Genomic DNA, 17,136 nt, shown 5'->3' with positions numbered 1-17,136 from the left:
ATGACGCGAATTTCTTACTGACACTTCCTGGCAGGACATTTCATGACGACAGCTCTGATCATCATTTTCGTGGTGCTGGCGATGTTGTCGCCGCTGACATGGTTACGCCCCAGCAAGCGTGAGACACGCACGTCACTGGTGCGCAAGGCCGTGATCGCGGACGGCATGCGGGTTGACCTGAAGGCAGCACCGCTTTCGGATGCCCCCAAGGGGATCGTCGGCTATCGTCGTCCCTGGCCCACCGAGCGCGATGTCACTCCCTTCATTCTCGTCCACGACGAGTGGGCCAGCGATGCACTGCGTGAGGCCGTGCCCGGATATCGTTGGCGTGAAGAGAGTCGCCTGGCGGAGGACCCCGACTTCGCGGCTGCTCTGGAACATCTCACGCGGGCGTTGCCGGAGGATGCCCTGATGCTGGAGTCCTCACTGTCCGGCTTGACGCTGTGGTGGGGGGAGAGCCTGGCATTGGAAGACTGCGAGGCGTGGCGCCGGGAGTTCGAGGCACTGCATGCCCTGTTGATCGCCAAGGCCCCCATTGCCCATCGCCGCCGTCCGTTGGTGGGGACAGAGCCCAGAATGCCGGGCGGGTGAGCGTGATATCTCGGGCCGCCCTCGGCCGCGAGCAGGGCCGGCGCGTGACCTGAGCTTGCCTTGAACGTCTTGCAAAAAAGCCCCCGTCGAATCACTCGATGGGGGCTTTTTCCTTTCCCGCTGGCGTATCCGGACACGCTCGCTCAGGCGCTTTCCGGCACCTTCTCGGAGATTTCCAGGCCATTGCGTTCCATGACGCGCAGGCATTCGCAGAATTGGTCGACTTGCTCCGGCGTGAGCCCCTCGAGCATCTCGATGCGGGTCTGCTCGGCGATGGCATCGATCTTCTCGATCAGCGGCAGTGCCTTGTGTGTCAGGAAGATGCGCTTGGTGCGGCGGTCTTCCTCACAGGCGCGGCGTTCCACCAGTCCCTGCTCGCTGAGCTGATCCAGCGTGCGTACCAGAGACGGTGCCTCGATGCCGATGGAGCGTGCCAGATCACATTGTGGCTGGCCGTCTCCGAGTCGCCACAGATGTACCAGCGTCATCCAGCGGGTTTGTGTCAGCCCAAGCGGGGACAGTCGCTGGTCCAGGATGGCGCGCCATAGGCGCGGCAGGCGGGAAAGCTTTAGCCCGATATCTTCATGCATGGGTATGTCGTCCACAGAGTGCAAAGGATGAGTGGGCTTTTATCCTGGCACCCCTCGGTGCCGCCCTTGTCCTCAGCATGCTAGGCAGCCTGGATAATTACAAGCCTGCGAACGAATTTTACGCCCAAGGTCGAGTAACCGAGGGTTCACGCTTCAGGGTCACTCACGTCGCGAAGCGTCACAGGCCCGGAATCAGGTTGGTGATCCGCCAGCCGGGGATGCCCGCCGGCCGTGCCAGGCTGCTGTCCGCGAAGGTGGCCACCTGCGGATCATCACTGACGAGGAAGCGCAGACTGCCGATGCGCTGCCCGTTCATGGTCTCGACATCGATTTCCCATTCCCCCTCGCTGCCCTTGGGGAAGGCCGTCTTGTGTGTCCAGGCCCGATAACCTTCCTTGCGACCGCCGTTGATGTTCAAGGCGATGCGATCCACCACTTCTCCGTCATGTCGCCAGACGTGATAGACCTTCTCCGACAACCCGCGTGGGGCGCGAATGGCCGTGTAGGCGTAGAGGCCTCTGGCGGAGAGTTGCGCTGGGGTCAGATGCATCTCGCCCCGCGGTGTCCGCGCCGCGGTGTCGAAGTCCGGCGAGAGGCTGCTGGCGTTGATCCAGAGCGTGGCAGGCGGAATCCAGGCGCGTGCCCCCCATGCGCCCACCCCCAGCATCACGCTGATGCCGATCATCGCCAGGCCACCGACCAGCCCGCGGGCAATCCGCAGGTTGGCGACACTGGGCAGCGCGAACAGGCTCATCGCGGCACAGGCAGCCAACAGACTCTCGCCGGTGGTCAGTTCCAGCAGCAGGGGCAGGGTGACCAGTACCACGACGAATACGCACAGGGCGTGGAAGCCGAAGTACAGCCAGCGATGGCGCTCGGCCAGTCGGTAGTAGAAGGGGTCGAGTATCGACAGCAGAGTCGCGCCGCACAGCAGCAAGGTGAAGCCTGCCTGGCCACTGGCCCAGTCGGTCGTCGCCAGAAAGAACGGCAACGTGAAGCACAGGGTCTCCTGCTGGATCAGCTGCGCCACGAAGGTGGCCAGCTTGCGGGGCAGGGCATTCTGGCCGCGATGACGGCGCAGACGGCTCCACAGGCCTTCGGCGATCAGGATCAACCAGGCCAGCATCATGCCCAGCGCCAGCATGCCGCCCAGCCATTGCTGACGATTGACGAGGAAGAAACTGCAGATACCCGCAGCGAAGCCGATGGGAGGCCATAGCCAGTGCCAGCGCTTGGTGCGTTCGACGATGCCGGTCAGGCGCAGATACAGGGCGGTGAGAGTGCTGCTCATGAAAGCATGATATCGATGTGGCCTTTGATAGCCTGCTGGAGGGCAAGGATATGCCGCTGCCAGCCTGCGTGTCGGGAAAGCGCCAAGAGTAACGCGACTGCCTTTCCGGGTGTAGCGTCGATCTTTGCCCACACTCGCTGTCGATGTCAGGCGCCAGAGACAGGAACCGGCATGGAGACAGCCCCGGACCCCCGACCTTTCGCTAATGTCCGCAGGCTTGATCTTTGCCCGTCTCTGGCCCAAGCTGGCTGTATTCAAACGCTTGTATGAAGCGCTGTGGCGAGAGATGACTCTCCTGCGGCGCCTCTGGAAGCTTCGAGTCCGGCGAGGCCGGTTGCCAGCGCACCCATGGCAGAGTCCATCCTGCGCCTGACAGCCCCTTCACCCCTTTCTCTTGTGGAGATCCGTGGATGATCTATTCAGGCAAAACGCTATCCGTCGAGGCCAATCAGGACGCCATCGCCCTGTTGACGCTCGACCTTGAAGGCGAATCGGTCAACAAGCTGGCCAGCTACGTACTCAAGGAGCTGGGGGAGGCGGTGGAGGCCATCAAGGCGACGGCCGACCTGAAGGGGCTGGTCATCCGCTCCGCCAAGGAAGCGTTCGTGGTCGGTGCCGATATCACCGAGTTCCATCAGATGTTCGAGAAGGATGAAGCCTTCCTCATCGACATGAACATGACCGTCCATGGCATCTTCAATGCCATCGAGGACCTGCCGTTCCCCACCGTCACCGCCATCAATGGGCTGGCGCTGGGCGGCGGCTGCGAGATCACCCTGACCACCGACTTCCGCGTCATGGCGGACAGCGCGAAGATCGGCCTGCCGGAGACCAAGCTCGGCATCATTCCGGGCTGGGCGGGCTGCGTACGTCTGCCGCGCCTGATCGGGGCGGACAATGCCATCGAATGGATCTGTGGGGGCACCGAGAATCGCGCCGACAAGGCCCTGGCAGTCGGCGCCGTCGATGCCGTGCTGCCGGTGGCCGAGCTGGACGCGGCGGCACTCGACATTCTGGCGCGCGCCAATGCGGGTGAGCTGGACTACATGGCACGGCGTCTCGAGAAGACCTCTCCGCTCAAGCTCAATGCCATCGAGCAGATGATGGCCTTCGAGACCGCCAAGGGCTTCGTGGCAGGCAAGGCCGGCCCGCACTATCCGGCGCCGGTGGAGGCCATCAAGGTCATCCAGAAGGGCGCGGGCGAATCGCGTGAGCGCGCCCAGGCCATCGAGGCCAAGACCTTCGCCCGGATGGCGCTGACCGACGTGGCCTTCAATCTGGTCGGCCTGTTCATGAACGATCAGGTGGTCAAGAAGAAAGCCAAGGGATACGAGAAGCAGGCGAGCAAGATCCAGCAGGCTGCCGTGCTGGGCGCCGGCATCATGGGCGGTGGCATCGCCTATCAGAGCGCCAGCAAGGGCACGCCGATCCTGATGAAGGACATTAATGGCGAGGCCATCGAGCTTGGCCTGAAGGAAGCGCGCAAGCTGTTCGGCAAGGGCGTCGAGCGGGGCAAGCTGACCACCGAGAAGATGGCGCAGGGGCTGTCCAACATTCGCCCGACGCTGTCCTATGGCGATTTCGGCAACGTGGATCTGGTCGTCGAGGCGGTGGTCGAGAACCCCAAGGTCAAGGCGTCGGTGCTGGCCGAGCTCGAGGACAACGTGGCGGATACCACCATCCTGACGTCCAACACCTCGACCATTTCCATCACGCGTCTGGCCGAATCGCTCAAGCGTCCCGAGAACTTCTGCGGCATGCACTTCTTCAACCCGGTGCATCGCATGCCGCTGGTGGAAGTCATCCGTGGCGAGAAATCCAGCGACGCGGCGATCGCCGCGACCGTCGCCTATGCCCGTCAGATGGGCAAGACGCCGATCGTCGTCAACGACTGCCCGGGGTTCCTGGTCAACCGCGTGCTGTTCCCCTACTTCGGTGGCTTCAGCCTGCTGGTCGAGAAGGGCGCCGACTATCAGCGCGTCGACAAGGTGATGGAGAAGTTCGGCTGGCCGATGGGCCCGGCCTACCTGCTGGATGTGGTCGGCATGGACACTGCGGTCCACGCCAATGCGGTGATGGCCGAAGGCTTCCCGGATCGCATGGCGCGTGAGGGCAAGACCGCCATTCAGGTGATGTACGACAACAAGCGACTGGGTCAGAAGAATGACTTGGGCTTTTATCGCTATGAGGAAGACCGCAAGGGCAAGCCGAAGAAGCTGCCTGATGAAGCGGCGCAGGCACTGGTCAGTGAAGTGGTCAGCGAGACGCGCGAATTCTCCGATGATGACATCATCGCGCGCATGATGGTGCCGCTGTGCATGGAAACCATCCGGTGTCTGGAAGATGACATTGTCGGTACGCCGGCCGAGGCGGACATGGCCTTGATCTACGGCATCGGTTTCCCGCCGTTCCGTGGTGGCGCACTGCGCTTCGTCGATGCCATGGGCGTGGCCGAGTTCGTTGCGCTGGCCGACAGCCTGGCCGATGAGCTGGGGCCGCTGTATCGCCCGACCGAGGCACTGCGTGAGCGTGCCAAGCGCGGCGACGCCTTCTACGCCTGAGCCTTTGATTGCTGAGCACACCCAAGTGGGGCCAGCACTATCCGACCAGAATTTTCGGCTCTCGCGACAGCGAGGGCCATGAGGGAGCCAGACAATGAATCTGAATCCGAGAGATGTGGTAATCGTCGATGGCGTGCGCACTGCCATGGCCAAGGCCAAGAATGGGGCCTTCCGCCACGTGCGCGCCGAGAACCTGTCCGCCGCGGTGATGCAGGCGCTGTTCGACCGCAACCCCAGCCTGGTGCCGGCAGAGGTCGATGACGTCATCTGGGGCTGCGTCAACCAGACCTTGGAACAGGCCATGAACATCGCGCGCAATGCCGCCATCATGACCGGCATCCCGCGCAGCGTGCCGGCGCAGACGGTCAACCGTCTGTGTGGCTCCTCGATGAGCGCGCTGCATATCGCCACCGCCAACATCAAGGCCGGCATGGGCGACTTCTACATCATCGGGGGTGTCGAGCACATGGAGCACGTGCCGATGGCGCATGGGGTCGACGTCAACCCGGCGGCCAGCAAGCACGCGGCCAAGGCCGCGATGATGATGGGCCTGACCGCAGAACTGCTCGGCAAGATGCACGGCGTGAGTCGTGAGCAGCAGGATGAGTTCGGCGTGCGCTCTCACCAGCGTGCCCAAGCGGCCGCCGATGAAGGCCGTTTCGATGACGAGATCATCGGCGTCGAGGGCCATGATGCCGAGGGGCGTCGCGTGATGGTGACCCGTGATGAGGTCATCCGTGGCGATGCCAGCATGGAATCCATGGGCAACCTCAAGCCGGTGTTCGATCCCAAGGGCGGCACCGTGACGGCGGGCACCTCCTCCGCACTTTCCGTGGGTGCCTCGGGCATGGCGGTGATGAGCGCCGAGCGCGCCGAAGCGCTGGGTCTCAAGCCCATCGCCCGCGTACTGTCCACCGGTGTGGCCGGGTGCGATGCCTCCATCATGGGCTACGGACCAGTGCCGGCCTCCAAGCAGGCACTCAAGGCAGCGGGGCTGACCATCGACGATATCCAGACCGTCGAGCTCAATGAGGCCTTCGCGGCGCAGTCGATTCCCGTGCTCAAGGACCTCGGCCTGCTGGAACGCGCCGACACGGCGGTCAACCTCAACGGCGGCGCCATCGCGCTGGGGCACCCGCTGGGCTGTTCCGGCTCGCGTATCTGCACCACCTTGCTCAACGTCATGAAGCAGCAGAACACGCGCCTGGGTCTGGCGACCATGTGCATCGGCATGGGGCAGGGGGTCGCGACGGTCTTCGAGCGTCTCGACTGACTGCGCTTCGCCTGAGATGGTGATCACGCACCGGCAGAGTATCTTCAAGCGGCATGTCTTCGGACATGCCGCTTTTTCGTATGCGTGCTTTTGTCTGGAAACGAGAGAGGGGGCGCAGTATCGTGACACAGGGCACTGAAACGCGAAGTCGCCCAGAGCTTGATGATCGAGGTTACGCGAGGGAGTCGCATCGATGGATTGGAACCATGTCGAGCAGGATCTGCCGTGTGCGGCACCGCCACGCCCCCTGCCGCATCCCCTGACGTTCCGGCTGCCTCCGGGCAGCATTGATTGCCATCTTCATGTGTTCGGCGATCCGGTGCGTTATCCGCTGGCGGAAGACAGGACCTACAACCCTGCCGAATTCGGGCTCAAGGACGCGCTGGAAATGCACCACGCGCTTGGCGCCCGTCATGGCGTCCTGATCCAGCCAAGTGTCTATGGCTATGACAATCGCCTGCTGTGCGACAGCCTCGAGAACTGTCGTGAGCGAGGGCTGGATTATCGCGGCATCGCCGTGGTCTCGCCCGAGATCAGTGATGCAGAGCTTGAGCGGCTCTCCAGGCTAGGCGTCTGCGGGGTGCGCCTCAATCTGATCTTCTCCGGCGGGCTGCGCTGGCGTGATGTCGTGCTGCTGGCGGACCGTCTGGCCCGCTTCGACTGGCATCTGGAATGCCTGATCGATGTCTCGACCTTCCGTGACATGGAGGCACGGCTCGGCAGTCTGCCGGTGCCGGTGGTGATCGACCACATGGGCCACCTCGCGGCTTCACGGGGGCCGGAATGTCCCGGTTTCACCGCGCTGTGTCGGATGCTCAAGCAGGGACGTACCTGGGCCAAGCTGTCGGCGCCATATCGACTCACCACCCGGGGACGCCTGCCGTATTCCGATGTCACGGCACTGGCGCGGGCACTGGTCGCCGCCAATCCCGAACGCGTGGTGTGGGGCAGTGACTGGCCGCATCCGCATATCGGGGTCGAGATGCCGGAGGAGGACACGCTGGCGGAATTGATGCAGCGCTGGCTGCCGGAGCGCGAGATGCGCGAGAAGATCTTCCGCGACAATCCACGCAAGCTCTATGGATATCCCGCCTTCGTGAAGTCGAAGGTCGAGGAGGCGCACTGAGCGCGGATCGAGCGCCCACCTGAGTCTCAGGGGCGTGCCGCAATGACAGAAGCCCCCGTCAGTGAACTGACGGGGGCTTCCTGATATGGCTACAGCGTCTTGAACGCCACACGCGTGCCATGGGCCAGCAGGCTGGCATTGTCGACCGGAGTCGTGGGGAGGCCGATCATCTCATCCTGCACTTCCGCCCAGGTCTGCACGCCATGCGTCAGCCCCAGTGGCAGCAACAGGCGACTGACCCACTGCGTGCCGGTGAAGCGCAGGGACTGGCCATCTTCATCGACCAGACGACTGATGCCGTCGGCATGATGCAGGCGCACCAGATACAGCCCCTGATCCAGCGTCTGGATCTCCACGGTCAGCGTGTTGCCTTCGGCGAGCCATCGACGCAGGGTCTCGACACTGACGCCTTCGCCAAGCAACGGGGGTGTCATCTGCATGGGATCTCCCTCGTGTCAGAGGCACGTCGGACCGTGCCAGGATCACCCCACCTTGTAGGCGTGAGGCAGTTCGGCCAGCGGGCCGCGTCCACCGGCGAGCGTCAGGGCGAGATCCACCATCCCGTCCCAGATAGGCAGCGTCATTCCGCCCTTGATTGCCATGTCGAGTCGCTGCGAGAACAGCAGCAGCTTGTGCAGACGCTTGTGGGGCAGACGATTGAGCGCCTGCTGATAGAAGGGACGCCGCTTGTCGAAGATCATCGGTTTCTGCGCCTTGCAGGCATGCTCGAAACTCTGGCCTTGATCGAGGTGCTGACGCAGCGAGAGCAGGGTGCGCAGCTCGCGCGTCAAGGCCCACAGGATCACCGGCGGCTCGACCCCTTCTCCCCGCAGACCCAGCACGATACGCCCGCTGCGCTCGATCTCGCCCTTCAGGCAGGCATCCGCCAGCGTGAAGACATCATAGCGGGCATTGTCCTCGACCCCCTGGGCGATGGCATTGCCATCCAGGCGTGCGCCCGGCGGGTGCAGCAGCGCCAGCTTCTGCAGCTCCTGGTCCGCGGCCAGCAGATTGCCTTCGATGCGCTCGGCCAGCAGCCGGGCGGCGTCCTGATTCAGTTCCAGGCCATGCAGGCGGGCGCGATCACGAATCCAGAAACCGAGGCGGGAATGATCCACCGGCCAGACCGCGATGAACACTCCCACCTTCTCGAGCGCCTTGAACCACGCCGTCTGCTGCACCTTGCGGTCGAGGCGTGCGGCGGTGATCAGCAGGATGTCGCCATCCTTCTCGATGCGCTCGGCATAGGCCTTGAGCACCTTGCTGCCTTCCTGGCCGGCGCTCTGGGTGCCCAGGCGCAGCTCGATCAGCTTGCGCGAGGCGAACAGTGACATGCTGGCGGCAGATTCGGTCAGACGGCCCCACTGGAAACCGTTCTCGACGTGAAGGACTTCCCGCTCCTCGACGCCGGCCGCACGCGCCGCGCGCCGGATGGCGTCGCAGCTTTCCTGATGGATCAGAGGCTCGTCGCCCGCCACGATATAGACCGGAGACAGGCGCTTGTTGAGTTGCTCTTCCAGCTTGTCGGGATAGACCTTCATGAATGTCCTTCGATCCTGCACGGGAGAGGGCGGTGACGCTGGATGGCGGCAGACGCACACGGCTCCGCGGTGGTCGGTTGCCCGATAGCGCGGAGCCGTGATGGTGGTGCGGTCTACTGGTGAGCGTCTCGCCAGGTCAGAGAGTTCAGGGGGTGATGGCGCGCAGGCGGTCCATCAGCTGACGACTCAGCTCACGATCATTCTGCTCACCGGCACGTTCACGCACGTCATCGGTGTTGAGCAGGTTGTCGTCGTTGGTGTAGTAGTCGCTGCTGGCTTCCAGCTCCTGCTGGTTGGCCAGGTAGGCACCGTCCGACTTGCGTTGCAGCGAGTAGACGACACGATAGGTCAGCTCGCGCTTGATGCTGCCTGCATCACCAAAGGTGATCTGATGGACGTCTTCATTCAGCTTGCCCAGATTCAGGCGCAGTGGTGCATCATCGCTCAGGCGGATGTCGGCCTGCTTGAGCGCTTCGCGCAGCGCGTCGTGGGTATCGGTATTCGGTGCCTGGACATCGAGTTCGGTGATGGCCATCGGCGTGGCGTCGTAATCGCGCAGCTGGAAGCCACAGCCGCTCAACGTCAGCGCGACGCCGACGCCAATGGCCGCCATCAGGCGGCGAGGAGCCGACCGGCGCGGGGCAGCTGACGCTGCGGTCTCGCCGGGGCTGCGTGATGCGTCCACTGATGCACTGTTGGAATTCGCCTGCGTCACCGTGACCTCCTGTCATGAACGAGTGTCATGAATGTCCTGCGAGAGCGCTGCATGCTCCGGAGATTCCCGCAAGTCATGCCGCGCACGAAATTTGGCTGCCAGCCATCCGCAAGAGGATGCGGATGGCTGGCAGGAGCCCGACGCGCCAAGGCGCCGGGTGCGGGGCGTGCCCCGGTATCGCCTCAGTTGGCGACGATGTTGACCAGCTTGCCCGGTACCACGATGACCTTGCGCACCGTCTTGCCATCGGTGTGCTTGGTGACGTTGGCATCTGCCAGGGCAGCAGCCTCGATGGCATCACGGTCGGCATCAGCGGCGAAGGACAGACGCGCCCGCAGCTTGCCGTTGACCTGCACGACCAGCTCGATGCTGTCCTTCTTCATCGCATCCCTGTCCGCGACCGGCCAGCTGGCGTCGATCACGGCTTCCTCGTGGCCCAGTGTCGCCCACAGCGAGTGGCTGGCATGCGGGATGATCGGTGACAGCAACAGCACGCAGGCCTCGACGGCTTCACGGCTGACGGCCAGGCCCTGCTCGGAGGCGTCCTCGAAGCGGCTGATGGCGTTGACCAGCTCCATCACGGCCGCGATGGCGGTGTTGAAGGTGGTACGGCGGCCGATGTCATCGCTGCACTTGGCGATGGTCTCGTGCGTCTTGCGACGCAGCGCCTTCTGGTCATCGTTCAGGCCTGCCACGTCCAACGCGGCCGGGGTGCCGGCAGCGACGTGCTCGTGAACCAGGCGCCAGACGCGCTTGACGAAGCGATGCGCGCCCTCGACACCGGAATCGGACCACTCCAGCGACTGCTCGGGCGGTGCGGCAAACATCATGAACAGACGTACGGTGTCGGCGCCGAAGCGGTCGATCATCGACTGCGGGTCCACGCCGTTGTTCTTGGACTTGGACATCTTCTCGGTGCCACCGATCTCCACCGGCAGGCCATCGGACTTCAGCACGGCCTTGATGGCACGGCCCTTGTCGTCGGTCTCGACGTCCACGTCCAGCGGGTTGAACCAGTCGCGGCCGCCTTTCTCGTTGATGCGGTAGTAGGTATCCGCGACCACCATGCCCTGGGTCAGCAGCTGCTTGAACGGCTCATCGCTGTCGACCAGGCCGAAGTCCCGCATCAGCTTGTGGAAGAAGCGCGAGTAGAGCAGGTGCAGGATGGCGTGCTCGATGCCGCCGATGTAGTAGTCGACCGGCAGCCAGTAGTTGGCGCGCTCGTCCAGCATGGCCTCGGCATTGTCCGCGCAGCAGAAGCGCGCGTAGTACCAGGAGGACTCCATGAAGGTGTCGAAGGTGTCGGTCTCGCGCTGCCAGCCATCGCCCAGGTCACTGAAGGACGGCATCTTCTTGATCGGCGAACCGCCGGAGGCGTCGAATTCGACTTCCAGTGGCAGCTCGACCGGCAGCTCGTCGTCGGTCAGCGGGATGGATTCGCCATTCGGACCATTCTTGACCGGAATCGGCGCGCCCCAGTAGCGCTGACGCGAGACGCCCCAGTCGCGCAGGCGGAAGTTGGTCTTGACCTCACCACGGCCCTGCTCGACCAGACGTGCGGCGATGGCATCGAAGGCGCTCTCGAAGTCGAGCCCATTGAAGTCGCCGGAGTTGATCAGCACGCCGTGCTCGGTGAAGGCAGCCTCGCTGACGTCAGGCGCGTTGCCGTCGGCATCGGCGATCACGGCTTCGATGGGCAGGCCGTACTTGGTGGCGAATTCGTGGTCGCGCTCGTCGTGGGCCGGCACGGCCATCACGGCACCGGTGCCGTATTCCATCAGCACGAAGTTGGCGACGTAGACCGGCACTTCACGGCCCGTCAGCGGATGGATGGCCTTGAAGCCCGTATCCATGCCGCGTTTTTCCATGGTCGCCATGTCGGCTTCGCTGGTGCCGCCACGCGCGCATTCGGCGTTGAACTCGGCAAGCTCGGCATTGTGCTCCGCCGCGGCCTTGGCCAGCGGGTGAGCGGCGGCGACACCGACGTAGGTCACGCCCATCAGGGTATCCGGACGCGTGGTGAAGACGGTCAGGGATTCCTGCACCTGGCTTGCCTTGGCATCGAGGCCGAAGCTGAGCTCGACACCCCGCGACTTGCCGATCCAGTTGCGCTGCATGGTCTTGACCTGTTCCGGCCACTCGACCTTGTCGAGGTCGGCCAGCAGCTCTTCGGCATAGTCGGTGATGCGCAGGAACCACTGCGGGATTTCCTTGCGCTCGATCAGCGCGCCGGAGCGCCAGCCACGGCCGTCGATGACCTGCTCATTGGCGAGCACGGTCTGGTCCGCCGGGTCCCAGTTGACGATGGAGCTCTTCTTGTAGACGACTCCCTTCTCGACCAGCTTGGCGAAGAACCATTGTTCCCAGCGGTAGTATTCGAGATCACAGGTCGCGAACTCACGGCTCCAGTCGTAGGCGAAGCCCAGCGCCTTGAGCTGATCGCGCATGTAGGCGATGTTCTCGTGGGTCCACTTGCCAGGCGCGACGTTGTTCTTCATCGCGGCATTTTCCGCCGGCAGGCCGAAGGCATCCCAGCCCATCGGCTGCATCACGTTCTTGCCCTGCATGCGCTGGAAGCGCGAGATCACGTCACCGATGGTGTAGTTACGCACGTGCCCCATGTGCAGCTTGCCGCTGGGGTAGGGGAACATCGACAGGCAGTAGAACTTCTCGCGGTTGGCATCTTCCACCGCCTTGAAGCACTGATTTTTCTCCCAGTACTGCTGGGCAGCCTGTTCGATCTGGTCGGGAGCGTACTGTTGAGACGTATCCTGTGAGTCCATCGGGTCCGTTGCTACCTTGGCGTTGGCCTGTACCTGTCCAAGCGGGCAGGCAGGGCGTGAAGAGATGGGCGGTCCGCTTGGCAAGGCCGCCACTGTCAGCGATGGGGTCAAGTCTACCCCAGACGCCAGGCCTCAGGTAGGGGAGGCGACTGCCATGGCCCGCCGTGAGACCGGTCTTGACAGGGTGACGCGATATCCTGACCTGCGTCACGTCCTGCAGGCGGCCACGAGTGGGTGTGGCTTGTGAAGCAACGCCAACACCACCATGCTTGAGAGAGCGCCCCATGCCTCCCGCAGACCGGGAGACGCTGATGATACAAGGAGAGTCCATGAGCCAACCACGTGAACCCCGGGATCCGCACGATCCCGCCAGTGCCACCACGTCCTCGCATGACAGCGGCTTTGAAGATACCCCGATGCCCTCCCGCCAGCCGCAGGGCGAAGGGGAAGGACGTCTCGGCGATGCCTATGGGCGAATCCTGACGCGTCTGGAAGACAGCAGCGGCGAGTTGTCCTGGGAAGGGCTCAAGGCCGAGCTGGATGAAGCGGTGAAGTTCGAGGCCGAGGTCGAGGAGTTCACCCGTGACGAGCTGGCGCTGCTGCGTGCCTGGGTCGAGCGGGACATGCAGGAATTCCGTCGCCACCTGGCGGCCGGTGGCGAAGGGGTCGCCAGCTGGCTGGGGATCGATCTCGACGTGCTGTCGCGCAGCGTCAGTTCCGCGCTGATGTCCATCGCGGATCGCACCGTGGTGGACCGCGCGCACTTCGAGGAAGACCTCGAGGCCGCTCGCGCCGACTACACCAGTGGAGAAGTCATCGCGCCGGGGCTGCTGCACTGCGTGCATTGCGAGGCCATCACGACCTTGACGCGCCCCAGCGTACTGGAGCCCTGCCATGCCTGTGGGCACCGTTTCTTCGCACGCGGGGCGCCGCAACCCGCGCCATCAACCGATGCGGACCCCCGGGACTGATGGTGACACCGCACGACTGGTTCCTGCCAGCGCATCAGGAGTGGACGGCAGGGCATCGCGCCCGAGCCGTCCAGTGCATGATCGCGCATTTCAATCAACAGGCTCGCCCGCGTGCCGCGGGCCTCTTCAAGCAGGTGTCCTACTACCTGTTCCTGCTGGGGGATTATCGCGCTGCCGGTCAGATACTCGGCCAGGGTTGTGATGAATGCCCCGAGGATGAAGAAATCTCCCTCAATCGGGTGGTATGCCTGTCGCGGGCGGGTGATGCGTCAGGGGCCATCGCCGCTGGGCAGAGGCTGGTCGATGGAGGAAGCCGCAATCCGGTACTGTTCGATGCATTGGCCTCCTGCTGTGCACGCCTGGGGCGCCATGCTCAGGCACGTGGCTTCGGCAGTCGCGCATTGGAGCTCAAGGATGTCGCGTACGGAGACCAGCCGCTTGCCAAGGACTGGGCATTGCCCTCCAGAGCCCCATCGGCGGTGGCAGCCGGCAAGTGGCGAGTGCTGTCCTATGGTCTCTGGGGCCAGGGGCCGCGTTATCTGAATGGCATGTTGCATAACCTGTTGCTGGCACCGGTGCTCTACCCGGGCTGGCAGGTGCGGCTGTATCACGACGACAGTGTGCCAGAGGATTTTCTGGACATCGCCCGGCAGCTGGACGCCGAGCTGGTGGAACGCCCGAATACCGACTCACTCAGACAGCGGCTGTGCTGGCGATTTGCGGTCGCGGATGATCCCGGCGTTGGCTATTTCCTGGTGCGGGACTGCGACAGTGTCATCAGTCTTCGCGAGGTACGAGCCGTGCAGATGTGGCTGACTTCCGGGCGCTTCTTCCATGTGATGCGCGATTGGTGGACGCATACCGATCTCGTGCTGGCGGGACTCTGGGGAGGTGTCGCCGGGGTGCTGCCCTCGATGGAGGGGATGCTGGCGGACTGGAGTCCCCGGCAGGTGGAAACCCCGAACATCGATCAATGGTTTCTCAAGGAGCGCGTCTGGCGCTATCTGCGTACCAGCCTCATGAGCCATGACCGCTGTTATTCGCTGAAGGTGAACTCGCGCGCCAGCCTGGCGTTTCCCGATGATGTGCTGGGTGAGCTTCCCGCGGGCAATGCCCATGTCGGATGCGATGAATGGACGCGGGACCCGGCTTTCCAGCGTCGCCAGCTGGGGCCCTGGCTCAGGCAGGCCAGCTGGATGCAGGAGGTCACCTGAGAGCGTGAGCGTGGCAGGGTGGCATTGATGACCAGAGACACGACGGGCTGCCCATGGGCAGCCCGTCGTGTCTCTGGTCGGTGGCCTCGATGCGTCTAGCGACCCACCAGCCAGCCGATCCACTCGTGCAGTGCCCAGCGTGACTGGGTCAGCGCGGAGCTGTTGGGAATCCAGGCATCGATTCCCAGCCCGGAGACGGTGGTGTATCCCACCGGGGCCGGAATGATGGTGCGGAAGCCCTGATTCTGGAAGTTGCGCATCGCGCGCGGCATGTGCCAGGCACTGGTGACCAGCACGATCTTGTTGATGTCGTCTTCCTTGAGCATCTCGCGAGTGTAGCGCGCATTCTGCTGGGTATTCTCGCTGCGGTTCTCAAGCCAGCGCGCCGGGTAATCGAATTCATCGATCAGCGAGCGCTGCATCAGTTCCGCCAGGGTGCCATCGTCCGATGACGAGACCTTGCCGCCGGTCAGCAGGATCGGCAGCTCGGCATTGCGCGCGACCCGCACGCCTTCGTCCAGCCGGCTGAGCGTCTCGCCGTTGATCCGGTCTCGTCCCTGCAGCTCCGGCGCATTGTAGTAACGGCCACCGGACAGCACGACCACCGCCTGAGCCTGAATCCATTCTGCCGGTGCACTGGGCTGAATGCGCTCAAGCCCGGCCATCAGGCGTGTGGAGACGACCGGTGACGCCAGGAGCCACATGCCAAGAATGGCCAGTGCCATCAACGCCCGCGCCAGAGTCGGCCAGCGCTTGAGGATCAGCATGGTCAGGATCAGCAGCAGCAGCGGGCCGCCGGGTGGCAGTATCAGGTCCTTGATGATGCCGAGAAACTCGGTGAAGCCCATGATGATCTCGCTTGTTCAGAGGCGCTGCCGGGCATCTCCCGGCAGCGGATAGGGGGAGCAGCGTATCAGCTGGACGCCTTCATGCCACGGCGTGCCGCCAGACGTTCACCGATGCCCAGCATCAGGCTCGGTGCCAGCAGCAGGCCCACCAGAATCCATATCGGCAGCAGTCCGAAGCGCATCCAGGGCGTCATGCCCAGCTGCAGGCGGATGTCGCCGGTGACGGTCGCTTCCTCGAACTGCGGGGCGCGGGCAATGATCTCCCCCTGTGGCGAGATGATCGCCGTCACCCCGTTGCTGGTCGCGCGCAGCAGGAAACGTCCGTTTTCCAGTGCGCGAATCTGTGCCATCTGCAGGTGCTGGAGTGGCCCGATGGAGTGACCGAACCAGGTGTCATTGGACACGGTCAGCAGCACGGTCGAGCTCAGCGCCCGCTGGCGAACCAGCTCCGGATAGACGATCTCGTAGCAGATGGCGACCCCGATACGCAGCCCGCTCACGAACAGCGGTTCCTGCTGACTGTCGCCTGATTGCATGCTCGACATCGGCAGGTCTAAGAAGCCGATGATGCCACGCAACCAGCTCTCCAGCGGCACATATTCTCCGAAGGGCACCAGATGTTCCTTGCGGTACTGGGCCGAAGGGTCATCGATGGGGATCACGCTGTTGTAGAAGCGGTTGTCGGCGTCGCGCTCGACGATGCCGGTGATCAGCCCGGTCTTGGGAGGCAGCGTCGCCTGGATGCGTTCCAGGAAGGGCTCGGCCTGATCGCGCAGCATCGGCAGTGCGGTTTCCGGCCACACGATCAGGTCGGCATCGTCCTGCACGGCCCGGGTCATCGCGGCATAGGTATTGGCCGCGCGCCGCTGGCCCTCGGCGCTCCACTTGATCAGCTGCGGCAGGTTGCCCTGCAGCAGCGCGACGCGTGCCGGCTCTCCGCCGGGATGCGTCCAGCTGGTCGGCAGCAGCAGACCCGCCCCCCACAGCACCACCAATGGCACGAGGGTCAGCCAGCGCCGCCTGAGCGCCAGGTTCCACAGCAACGCACCGGACAGCGCGATGATCAGCGAGACGCCGTAGACCCCGAGTATCGGCACCCAATTGGCCAGCGGCGACCCCACCGCACTGTTGCCCAGCAGCAGCCACGGGAAGCCGGTGAAGGCCCAGGTGCGAAACAGCTCACTGATGACGAAGACGGCAGCGAACGACAGCACGTCCAGCTGGCGTGAGCAGAAGCGTTGCCACAGCCCCATCCACAGCATCGGGAACAGCGCCATGGTGGCGACGAACAGCATCGTCAGCAGCACGGCCAGCGGCATACCGGTATAGCCGTAGTCATGGATCGAGACATAGACCCAGCTGGCGCCACTGCCGAACAGACCGACGCCATACCACCAGGCGCGCAGGAAGCCACCGCTCGGCATGCGCAGGGCGCCGTAGAGCAGCCCCGCACCCACCGGGCCCAGCCACCATTGCTCGAAGGGGGCGAAACTCAGGGTGATCAAGACACCGGCGATCAGAGCCAGCAGGTGGCCCAGCGCATTGCTCAACGACGACGTGCCCCTGAAGGCCGCCGGGTGAGGTGATTCGGACATGCCGCTCTCCTTGTAAAATGCCAGACACACCGTCGGG

Annotated in this window: 14 protein-coding genes; 6 read left to right on the top strand and 8 right to left on the bottom strand. The window is 64.0% G+C overall.

Annotated elements, in window-relative coordinates; all coding sequences use genetic code 11:
- Positions 1–42 precede the first annotated feature (42 nt).
- Complete coding sequence (locus tag ACZYGA_RS06310) at positions 43–591, top strand: hypothetical protein (RefSeq protein WP_084209269.1); 549 nt, start codon at positions 43–45, stop codon at positions 589–591.
- 143 nt (positions 592–734) lie between these two features.
- On the opposite strand, the gene slyA is transcribed toward ACZYGA_RS06310, so the two are convergent.
- Both slyA and ACZYGA_RS06300 read right to left on the bottom strand, forming a co-directional pair.
- The gene (slyA, locus tag ACZYGA_RS06305; protein ID WP_077371363.1) at positions 735–1,181 is read right to left on the bottom strand and encodes a transcriptional regulator SlyA; all 447 of its coding nucleotides are present in this window, start codon (positions 1,179–1,181) and stop codon (positions 735–737) included.
- Positions 1,182–1,359: 178 nt separating this feature from the next.
- On the bottom strand, positions 1,360–2,472 hold the full coding sequence (locus ACZYGA_RS06300; RefSeq protein WP_077371366.1) for a DUF5924 family protein: 1,113 nt from the start codon (positions 2,470–2,472) through the stop codon (positions 1,360–1,362).
- 410 nt (positions 2,473–2,882) lie between these two features.
- Between ACZYGA_RS06300 and fadB the strand changes: the two genes are divergently transcribed.
- The 3 genes from fadB to ACZYGA_RS06285 all read left to right on the top strand — a co-directional run bounded on the left by fadB (position 2,883) and on the right by ACZYGA_RS06285 (position 7,432).
- On the top strand, positions 2,883–5,033 hold the full coding sequence (gene fadB, locus ACZYGA_RS06295) for a fatty acid oxidation complex subunit alpha FadB (RefSeq protein WP_479398609.1): 2,151 nt from the start codon (positions 2,883–2,885) through the stop codon (positions 5,031–5,033).
- A gap of 94 nt (positions 5,034–5,127) precedes the next feature.
- The gene (gene fadA, locus ACZYGA_RS06290) at positions 5,128–6,306 is read left to right on the top strand and encodes an acetyl-CoA C-acyltransferase FadA (protein WP_479398608.1); all 1,179 of its coding nucleotides are present in this window, start codon (positions 5,128–5,130) and stop codon (positions 6,304–6,306) included.
- A gap of 193 nt (positions 6,307–6,499) precedes the next feature.
- Positions 6,500–7,432 (top strand): amidohydrolase family protein, encoded by a 933-nt coding sequence (locus ACZYGA_RS06285; protein WP_404624938.1) that lies wholly within the window; start codon positions 6,500–6,502, stop codon positions 7,430–7,432.
- An 89-nt stretch (positions 7,433–7,521) separates the two neighbouring features.
- Here the strand turns inward: ACZYGA_RS06285 and ACZYGA_RS06280 are convergent, their stop codons facing one another.
- From ACZYGA_RS06280 to leuS, 4 genes are all read right to left on the bottom strand, one after another.
- The gene (locus tag ACZYGA_RS06280) at positions 7,522–7,872 is read right to left on the bottom strand and encodes a DUF6482 family protein (RefSeq protein ID WP_103751361.1); all 351 of its coding nucleotides are present in this window, start codon (positions 7,870–7,872) and stop codon (positions 7,522–7,524) included.
- Positions 7,873–7,914: 42 nt separating this feature from the next.
- A complete protein-coding gene (gene holA, locus ACZYGA_RS06275; RefSeq protein ID WP_077371377.1) occupies positions 7,915–8,973 on the bottom strand; it encodes a DNA polymerase III subunit delta in 1,059 nt (352 codons plus the stop codon).
- Between the two features lie 145 nt (positions 8,974–9,118).
- Positions 9,119–9,688 carry an LPS-assembly lipoprotein LptE gene (locus ACZYGA_RS06270; protein ID WP_084209267.1) on the bottom strand — a complete coding sequence of 190 codons (570 nt, stop codon included), beginning with the start codon at positions 9,686–9,688 and terminating at the stop codon, positions 9,119–9,121.
- Positions 9,689–9,870: 182 nt separating this feature from the next.
- Positions 9,871–12,471, bottom strand: a complete 2,601-nt coding sequence (leuS, locus tag ACZYGA_RS06265; protein ID WP_279874301.1) for a leucine--tRNA ligase — start codon at positions 12,469–12,471, stop codon at positions 9,871–9,873.
- A 416-nt stretch (positions 12,472–12,887) separates the two neighbouring features.
- Here leuS and ACZYGA_RS06260 point away from each other — a divergent pair, with 416 nt between their 5' ends.
- Positions 12,888–13,442, top strand: a complete 555-nt coding sequence (locus tag ACZYGA_RS06260) for a zinc ribbon-containing protein (protein ID WP_176493267.1) — start codon at positions 12,888–12,890, stop codon at positions 13,440–13,442.
- Positions 13,442–14,656: a tetratricopeptide repeat protein gene (locus ACZYGA_RS06255; protein WP_479398606.1), complete on the top strand. Its 1,215-nt coding sequence runs from the start codon at positions 13,442–13,444 to the stop codon at positions 14,654–14,656. Before ACZYGA_RS06260 ends, ACZYGA_RS06255 begins: the two co-directional genes overlap by 1 nt.
- Positions 14,657–14,751: 95 nt before the next feature.
- On the opposite strand, the gene ACZYGA_RS06250 is transcribed toward ACZYGA_RS06255, so the two are convergent.
- Together ACZYGA_RS06250 and lnt are read right to left on the bottom strand one after the other, a co-directional pair.
- Positions 14,752–15,504, bottom strand: a complete 753-nt coding sequence (locus ACZYGA_RS06250; protein WP_077371390.1) for a YdcF family protein — start codon at positions 15,502–15,504, stop codon at positions 14,752–14,754.
- Positions 15,505–15,569: 65 nt separating this feature from the next.
- Complete coding sequence (gene lnt, locus ACZYGA_RS06245; protein ID WP_077371393.1) at positions 15,570–17,099, bottom strand: apolipoprotein N-acyltransferase; 1,530 nt, start codon at positions 17,097–17,099, stop codon at positions 15,570–15,572.
- Positions 17,100–17,136 lie beyond the last annotated feature (37 nt).

The sequence above is a fragment of the Cobetia sp. BL01 genome (genome assembly GCF_056493605.1).
Note: the sequence above shows the minus strand (reverse complement) of the source record. Positions and strands in the feature narration are given on the sequence as shown.